We start from the raw sequence: 8,144 nt of genomic DNA, 5'->3' as shown, positions 1-8,144 counted from the left end.
CTCCCTAACCCTCCCCCTCAAAGGGGGGAGGGGATGCGCCTCGTGCTTTCGAGTTTCAGTTACTCCGGCCAGACATAGGCGACGACGCGCCCGCGCGCATATTTGCCGACGCCGACGCTGCGGGCGCCCGACCGTCCGGAGTGGTTGCCGGAGACGAGCGTGACCTGGCTCCCGTGCACTTCCTTCACGATGCCGACGTGATGCTTCATCACCGCCAGCGCGCCGATGGTCGGCCCAGCCAATTTGCGCCCGGCGCTGAGGCAGGAAATGGCGGTGTCGCCGCCGCAGCCTTTCTTGCCGCTCCGCTGCAGCCAGAGGTTCACCGATTTGGCGCACCATTGCCGCTTCCAGCCCGTCGGATTGGTGCCGACGTCGTTCATGGCATGATCGAGCCAGGGCGACCCCACATCGCGCATGGCTCCGGTCAGTCCCTCGACGCCGGTCGCGTCGGGATTCGGATTCATCTTCGACGGCTGCGCCGATGCGGTCATTCCCATGAGACACAATATGCTCGCGGCGAGAAAAATTACTCGCATGTCTTTGCTCCTATTTTTGGGGAGTTCAGTTTCGCGTGGTCCGAGACATGCCGGGCCAATCCGGCGCGAGTGAGATCAAAACCGGCAACAATTGGATCAATCGTGGCGGGGGTTGCGAACGCTCGCCTCAAATGATGAACTCACCACGAGAGACGGTAAGGAGTGCAGCCCATGCAGAGGATGGCCTGGTTACTGACGGTCGCCATGGTGCTTGGCTTCGGCGCCTCGACACTTGCCGCGGCGGAGGAACCGGCGAAGGGGCCAAGCGGCTTTTCGGCTGCTACCGAGAGCACCAACAGTGAGGGCAAGACTGGCGACTCTGCTGACTGTCCGATCAAGAAGACGGTCGGCGGCAAGACCTTCTGCTTCCAGAACGATCCGGCCCTCACCAAGCCTCAGGGCGGGCGCTAGTCACCGCTTGAGGCGGGAGCTCGCGGCGCTTCCCACGCTCACGTTGAGCCAGCATGCAGCTTGGCGCCGGCAAGGTTTCGCGCGATAGTTGTTGTCCGCCTGGCTTGCTGGGGAGGTGAGCGGTGCGCCGCGCGATCCTGATTCTGATTGCTCTCGCTTTGGCGACTCTCGCTTGCGCGCCTTCGGCCTTTGCCGAGAAGCGCGTGGCGCTCGTCATCGGCATTGGTGACTATGCGACGCTTTCCAAGCTGAACAATCCGGTTCCCGACGCCAAGGCCATCGCCGCCGCGCTCAAATCCCATGGCTTCGAGGTCACTGAATATTACGACCTCCCCAGAGCGGAATTGCTCGATGCGCTAGAGGAGTTCGGCTCGGTTGCCGACCAAGCATCGGTGGCACTCGTCTATTACGCCGGGCACGGCATGGAGATGGCCGGCAGGAATGTGCTCGCGCCCAAAGACATGGAGATCGACTGCGAGAAAAAGACCCCGAAGCGCGCCCTCGATCTCGAACAGCTGTTCTCGGCGGTCTCCGGCGCGCCGCAGCAGGTCGTCCTGCTCGACGCCTGCCGCAACGATCCCTTCCCGCAATGTCCAAAGCGAAGCCTTGGCGGCGGCAGCGGCTTTCGCGGATTCGAGCGCATCACGTCGCAAGGTCGCTCGCTTCTGATCGCCAATGCGACGCTGGCAGGCCAACTCGCCGCCGACGGGGCTCCCGGCCAACACTCGCCGTTTGCCACGGCTCTGTTGACGCGTTTCTCAACCGAGCCAGCGAGCTATCTGCGCGACTTACTTGAAGCCGCGGCCGGCGATGTGCAGCAAATCTCGCAAGGAGGTCAGGTGCCGGAGGTCCTTACCCGCGGCGGCGCGGTGCGCATCTGCCTCGATGAGGCCAAATGCGGCGGCATTACCGCAAGCCCGCCGGCACTAGAGGCGCGGGTAGCCCCGCCGCTGCCGGGCTCGCAAGCCGTCATTCCGCCGCCGCCGCCGCCCTCCAATGCGGCCGCCGAGGCGTGGAACGCGGTCAAGGACACCGAGAGCGAGGCGGTGCTGGAGACCTTCATCGCCAAGTTTTCGTCGTCGTTTCATGCCGACCTCGCTCGCGCGCGCCTCACCGAGCTCAAGCGCCAGCATAAGGAAGAGAAGGCGAAACAGGAGCAAGCGCGCCTGCAAGCTCCCCAATCAACACCCCAAGCTTCCGAGCCTGATCCCGTTTTCATCCCGAAGGCGGGCGGGGGCGACTGGCTCATCATTCTCGGCTCGTGGCCCAAGTCGCAAAAATTCAAGGCCACTCAGCGTCTGAGCTATCTGAACGGCAGGGGCGTTCGCGCGCGTATCGTTGACACGAACCAATATCCTAATCTTTCCGCAGGCTTGTTCGCTGTTGTGCTCGGACCGTACGGCAAGCCACTGGCGGAACAGACACTGTCGTCGCTTAGAGGGGTCGTCGGCGATGCCTATATCAAGTCTGGTTACTGACGGCGCCAGACTCATTCTCTTCGCCATGCTCGTGGTCATGCCGGCGCTGGCCGCCGATGATTCTCCCGTTGTGGTTACGCGCGAGCAATGGGGCGCCAAGCCGCCGATCATGACGATGAAGAAACAGACCCCGGTCCGGCTTACCATCCATCACACGGGAGCAGCGGCGAAGCCTCGGGTAAGCCTTGCCAACAAACTGAAATCGCTCCAAGCCTTCTCGCAGACGGATGCCCCCCTTGACGATGGGAGGATCAAGAAGGCGTGGCCGGACATTCCGTATCACTACTATATCGACGTGAACGGCGCTGTCGGTGAGGCTCGGCCGGTCGAGTTCGTCGGCGATACGAACACCAAATACGATCCAACCGGCCATATCACGATTGTTGTCGAGGGCAATTTCGACAAGGAGACACCGACGAAAGCTGAGATCGATGCACTGGTCGGCCTCCTTGCCTCCCTGGCAACGAAGTATCACATCGACGTCGACAAGATTGGAGCCCACAAGCAATTCGCCCAAACTGCTTGTCCGGGCAAGAACATGATGGCGCTCATGCCCGAGATCGTCGCCCGCGTGAGAGAGCGGCTCGGATCTGCGTCCCCCCATCCAGGCTGAATGTGCCAGGACCCTCGTGGCGGCGCCGCGTTCAGCCCGCATTCAGCTTGGCGAGGGCAAGGTTTCGCGCGATAGTTGTTGACCTCTGGCTTGGCTTTCTGGGGAGGGGAGCGATGCGCCGCGCGATCCTGGTTCTGCTCGCTCTCGTTCTTGTGGCCCTCGCTTGGACGCCCGAGGCCCTTGCCGAGAAGCGCGTGGCGCTGGTGATCGGCAACGGCGCCTATGCGAATGCAACTCAGCTGCCGAACCCGCGTAACGATGCCGAAGATGTCGCCGCCGCGCTGAGGCGTGAGGGCTTCGACACCATTGTCGGCGTCGACCTCGATCAGGCGAAAATGCAGGATACGGCCATCGCCTTCGCCCGCGCGGCACGCGAGGCCGACGTGGCATTGTTCTATTACAGCGGACACGCCATGCAGTTTGGCGGCGTCAACTATCTCATGCCGGTCGACGCCAAGCTCAGCGACGAGGCGGACCTCCGCCGCATGGCGCGGGTCGATGACATCCTCGCCGATTTGCAACAGGCCAAGAACCTACGCATCCTGGTGCTCGATGCCTGCCGCGACAATCCCTTTGCCGATCAGCTGAAGCGCTCCATTGGGCTCACCCGTGCGGCGAGCGCTCAACGGGGGCTCGCCAGGATCGACACGCCGCAGGGCATGATCGTCGCCTTCTCGACGCAGGCGCAGCGCACAGCGGATGACGGCACCGGGCGCAACAGCCCCTACACGGCGGCCTTCCTCAAGCATATCGAAGAGCAGGAGGAGATCGGCCGCGTGTTCCGGCGCATCAGCACGGACGTGTATGAGGCGACGCAGCATCGGCAGCTGCCCGAGCTCTCGCTGTCGATGATCGGCGAATATTATTTGCGCGGCGAGGGGGGAACGCCGTCGCCGAACACGGCCGCACCCACGCCATCTCCTTTGCCTGCACCATCCGACCCGGCACGCGATGCGTGGGACGCCACGCAGAACACCGACAGCATCCCTGTGCTCGAAGCCTTCATCGCCAAGTTCGGCGACAGCTTCTACGCCTCGCTGGCGAAGGCGAAGTTAGCGACGCTTCGGCAACAGGCGAATCTTGCACCGGTTCCCGCCACGCCCAATGCAAACCCGGTCGTGAAGATGCCGGGCCCGGGCTTGGTGTTCGTGACGAATGAGAAGGACAATTCCGTAACTGCAATCGACGCCGCTACACTGGAAAGTCGCAAGACCATTCCGGTTGGAAAGGGGCCACGGGGTATTACCAGCTTTCCCGACGGCAAGGAGATTTTCGTGGCTCTCGAGGGTGGGGTCGTTGCTGTGATTGACACCGCTCAACTGAAGGTCACGCGCAAGCTTGAGTCGGGTGCCGATCCGACGCTCATCGCCGTCGACCCCAAAAGGGATCGTCTGATTGTCACCAATAGCGACGACAGCCTAGTTACGATCGTCGATCAGCAGACCGGCCAAGTTCTCGCCGAAGTGCCGGTCGGCGTCGAGCCGGAGGGTTTGGCCGTCAGTCCAGACTCTCGGATTACGGTCGCCACTTCGATGTCCACGAGCATGGCACATATCATTGACAATGAGACCCTCAAGCTCATTGCCAATGTACTTGTCGACTCGCGCCCACGCGAGGTCGTGTTCTCACCGGATGGGACAAGCTTCTGGGTATCGTCTTCGGTGGGCGGCAGCGTATCCGTCGTGGACGCGCAGTCCTACCGGGTTACCAAGAAGATCGAATTTGCACCCCCAGGCGTCGCGCCGGCTACGATCCAGCCGACTGGCATGCGCTTCTCCGCAGACGGGACGCTGGCGTTTGTCGCCCTTGGAGCGGCAAACCGCGTGGCCGTGGTCGACGCGAAATCTTACGGCATTGTGAAGTATATAGCCGCGGGAAAAGGACCTGAACGGATCGACATTAGCAACGATGGCACCAAGCTTTTTGTGGCCAACAAACTTGGCGGCAGCGTTACGGTCATCGATGTCGCGACGCTTGATCCGGCAGGAACGGTTCGCGTCGGTCGCGCGCCCTGGGGCGTTGCGGCCACCCCGTGAGTGCGTGAGCGCGATCCGCTTGCACAGTGAGTGTACGGCGAGCGAAATGGATCAACGCTACGGCGCGCCATCACCGGTTCTGGGTGGCATCTGCTCTTCCACCACGCTATAAGCAAACACGGCCCCGCTCGTCAGACGGGGCCGTTTGTGCGTCTCGATCCAGGATTTGAGAGGACCTAACCCGTGGCCAATGTCGTGGTCGTCGGCTCCCAATGGGGCGACGAAGGCAAGGGCAAGATCGTCGACTGGCTGTCCGAGCGCGCCGATATCGTTGTGCGCTTCCAGGGCGGGCATAATGCCGGCCATACGCTCGTGGTCGACGGCACCACCTATAAGCTGTCGCTGCTGCCCTCGGGCGTGGTGCGCAAGGGCAAGCTCTCGGTGATCGGCAACGGCGTGGTCCTCGATCCTTGGGCGCTTGCCGACGAGATCGCCAAGATCGAAAAACTCGGTGTCGGCATCAGCCGCGACAATCTTCGCATCGCCGAGAATGCCACGCTGATCCTGCCGCTGCACCGCGAGCTCGACTCGCTGCGCGAGGCGCAAGCCGGCGACGGAAAGATCGGCACCACCAAACGCGGCATCGGGCCTGCCTATGAAGACAAGGTCGGCCGGCGCGCCATCCGCGTCATGGATCTGCAGGATCTGCCGAGCCTCAAGCCGAAGATCGAGCGCATCCTCGCCCACCACAATCCGCTTCGCCGTGGGCTTGGCCAACCTGAGATCGGCGCCGATGCGTTGTGCTCGGAGCTGACGGCGATCGCGCCGAAGGTGCTTCCCTTTGTGGATACGGTGTGGGCGCTGCTCGACCGCGAGCGGCGCGCCGGCAAGCGCATCCTGTTCGAAGGCGCGCAAGGGGCGCTGCTCGACATCGATCACGGCACCTACCCCTTCGTCACCTCGTCCAACACCGTGGCGGCGCAGGCGGCGACCGGCTCTGGCCTCGGCCCTGGCGCCATCAACTATGTGCTCGGCATCACCAAGGCCTACACCACGCGGGTGGGCGAGGGGCCGTTCCCAACCGAGCTCAAGGACGAGACCGGCAGGCTGATCGGCGAGCGCGGCGTCGAGTTCGGCACGGTGACGGGGCGGCCGCGCCGCTGCGGCTGGTTCGATGCCTGCCTGGTGCGCCAGACGCGCAAAGTGAGCGGCATCAACGGCATCGCGCTCACCAAGCTCGACGTGCTCGACACGCTGCCCGAACTCAAGATCTGCGTCGGCTACAGGCTCGACGGCCGCGAGATCGACTATCTGCCGGCGGCGCAAACGGCCCAGGCCCGCGTCGAGCCGATCTACGAAACCATGGAAGGCTGGGCAGGTTCCACCCGTGGCGCCCGCTCCTGGGCCGAGCTTCCGGCGCAATGCATCAAATATGTGCGGCGGCTTGAGGAGCTGATCGAGGCGCCGGTGGCGCTGCTCTCAACCAGCCCCAAGCGCGAGGATACGATCCTGGTGCACGATCCGTTCGTGGATTGAGCCCGGCGCCTCGCGTCCCTCAACGTTTTGAATCTATTCAAGAAGCTGTTGCGATGATGTAGGCTTGCCCGTTCCGGTTGTGGGAGGCCGTCATGAGCACAGAATCCAAAAAGCTTGAATGCGATCTCGTCATGCGCGGCGGCATCACCAGCGGCATCGTCTATCCACGCGCCATCGCCAAACTCGCCGAGAAATACAATTTCCGCTGCATCGGCGGCACGTCGGCGGGAGCCATCGCCGCCACCGCCACGGCGGCTGCGGCGTATGGGAGGAAGCACGGGGAAGATCACTTCCAATCCGACATTAGGGGGCTGCCAGAAAGGCTCGGCACCAAGCGAAAGAACAAGACGGAGCTTGAGCGGCTGTTCCAGCCGCAGCCAGAGACGAGCCGACTCTTCAAGGTTCTGATGTCGGGGCTTGGGCGCGAGTCGAAACCTGAGAAGATCGCGCGGATCGCAGCAACGCTATGCGTGCAATATTGGCCGCTCGCGCTGCTCGGCGCCGCCATCGCTCTCGTCCCGCTGTTTGCCTTCGCAAAGACCTCAACGCTTGGCGGGTTGCTCTTCTGGGTCTTGCTTGTCTTTGGTCTCATCGCAGGGGCGGCCTTTGTGTTGTTGCTGGCCGCTGGCGGCGGGCTACGCGATATCCTGCACGAACTGCCGAAACGCGGCTACGGCATGTGCTCGGGCTCGAGCAACATGCAACCCGACGAGGAGGGTGTTCTTCCGTTGACTGACTGGCTGAATGAGTACTTTCAAAAGGTAGCCAATCGTCCGCTCGATGAGCCGGTGACCTTCGGCGATCTTTGGGGTACCAAGGACGAAACAAAACCGCGCGACATCGAGCTCGTGCTGATGACCACTAACGTCACGCGGGGGATTTCCCAGCGCCTTCCGTTTATCGAAGGAAGCTGGGGCCAGCTCTTCTTCAAGAAAGCGGAATTCGACGGACTGTTTCCTGAATCCGTCGTGAAGGCAATGTACGAGAATCGCGCCGTCGTTCGGCACCCGGATCGGATCGAAGTGCCTGATGGCTACTATCCTCTGCCGGACGCCCCCAACCTTCCAATTTTGCTTGGCGCACGCATGAGCTTGAGCTTTCCGTTCCTGCTCAGCGCCGTGCCGCTCTACGCGGCGGACGTCTCGACGAAAAACAAGAACGGCAAGTTTGAGCTGGTGCGCTGCTGGTTTTCGGACGGCGGGTTGACGAGCAACTTCCCCATTCATTTCTTTGATGCACCGCTGCCGTCGCGGCCGACGTTCGGCATCAATCTCGTCCCTGCGTCAGTCAAGCCGATGGCCGAGATGGACGATGGGCGGCCGGTCAAAACCCCGGTGGCAAGCGGCTTGACGCCGGCGGAGCGAGAATCCTGGAGTCGCGTCTACATGCCGGCGAGTAACTCAGGTGGCGTCGGCCCTGCGGCGCGGTTCAACCAATTCGAAGGTATCGTCGGGTTTTTCAGCGCCCTGTTCGACACGGCCCGAAACTGGGGGGACACGGAGCTGACCGCCATGCCCGGCTACCGCGACCGCATCGCCCATGTCGCGCTTTCGGAGGATGAAGGTGGCCTCAATCTCAACATGCCGAAGCATGT

At 62.7% G+C, this 8,144-nt stretch carries 7 protein-coding genes; 6 read left to right on the top strand and 1 reads right to left on the bottom strand.

What is annotated here, in order from left to right; all coding sequences use genetic code 11:
• Nucleotides 1–59: 59 nt before the first annotated feature.
• A complete protein-coding gene (locus ACREC7_RS14385) occupies nt 60–536 on the bottom strand; it encodes a hypothetical protein (RefSeq protein ID WP_431556380.1) in 477 nt (158 codons plus the stop codon).
• Between the two features lie 171 nt (nt 537–707).
• Between ACREC7_RS14385 and ACREC7_RS14380 the strand changes: the two genes are divergently transcribed.
• The 6 genes from ACREC7_RS14380 to ACREC7_RS14355 all read left to right on the top strand — a co-directional run.
• Nucleotides 708–947, top strand: a complete 240-nt coding sequence (locus ACREC7_RS14380) for a hypothetical protein (protein WP_431556379.1) — start codon at nt 708–710, stop codon at nt 945–947.
• Between the two features lie 122 nt (nt 948–1,069).
• Nucleotides 1,070–2,425 (top strand): caspase family protein, encoded by a 1,356-nt coding sequence (locus tag ACREC7_RS14375; protein WP_431556378.1) that lies wholly within the window; start codon nt 1,070–1,072, stop codon nt 2,423–2,425.
• Nucleotides 2,400–3,038 (top strand): N-acetylmuramoyl-L-alanine amidase, encoded by a 639-nt coding sequence (locus ACREC7_RS14370; RefSeq protein WP_431556377.1) that lies wholly within the window; start codon nt 2,400–2,402, stop codon nt 3,036–3,038. Before ACREC7_RS14375 ends, ACREC7_RS14370 begins: the two co-directional genes overlap by 26 nt.
• Nucleotides 3,039–3,151: 113 nt before the next feature.
• The gene (locus ACREC7_RS14365) at nt 3,152–5,074 is read left to right on the top strand and encodes a PQQ-dependent catabolism-associated beta-propeller protein (protein WP_431556376.1); all 1,923 of its coding nucleotides are present in this window, start codon (nt 3,152–3,154) and stop codon (nt 5,072–5,074) included.
• Nucleotides 5,075–5,257: 183 nt separating this feature from the next.
• Complete coding sequence (locus ACREC7_RS14360; protein WP_431556375.1) at nt 5,258–6,550, top strand: adenylosuccinate synthase; 1,293 nt, start codon at nt 5,258–5,260, stop codon at nt 6,548–6,550.
• A gap of 92 nt (nt 6,551–6,642) precedes the next feature.
• Nucleotides 6,643–8,144: patatin-like phospholipase family protein (locus ACREC7_RS14355; protein WP_431556374.1), on the top strand; the 1,502-nt coding region annotated here is incomplete at its 3' end.

This window comes from Methyloceanibacter sp. (assembly GCF_050728395.1).
In the GTDB taxonomy this organism is placed as follows: domain Bacteria; phylum Pseudomonadota; class Alphaproteobacteria; order Rhizobiales; family Methyloligellaceae; genus Methyloceanibacter.
Note: the sequence above shows the minus strand (reverse complement) of the source record. Positions and strands in the feature narration are given on the sequence as shown.

Bases quoted from the DNA above. Each gene is read 5' to 3' on its own strand.
- ACREC7_RS14385 (WP_431556380.1), bottom strand. From the start codon at position 536: ATGCGAGTAATTTTTCTCGCCGCGAGCATATTGTGTCTCATGGGAATG.
- ACREC7_RS14380 (WP_431556379.1), top strand. From the start codon at position 708: ATGCAGAGGATGGCCTGGTTACTGACGGTCGCCATGGTGCTTGGCTTC.
- ACREC7_RS14370 (WP_431556377.1), top strand. From the start codon at position 2,400: ATGCCTATATCAAGTCTGGTTACTGACGGCGCCAGACTCATTCTCTTC.
- ACREC7_RS14365 (WP_431556376.1), top strand. From the start codon at position 3,152: ATGCGCCGCGCGATCCTGGTTCTGCTCGCTCTCGTTCTTGTGGCCCTC.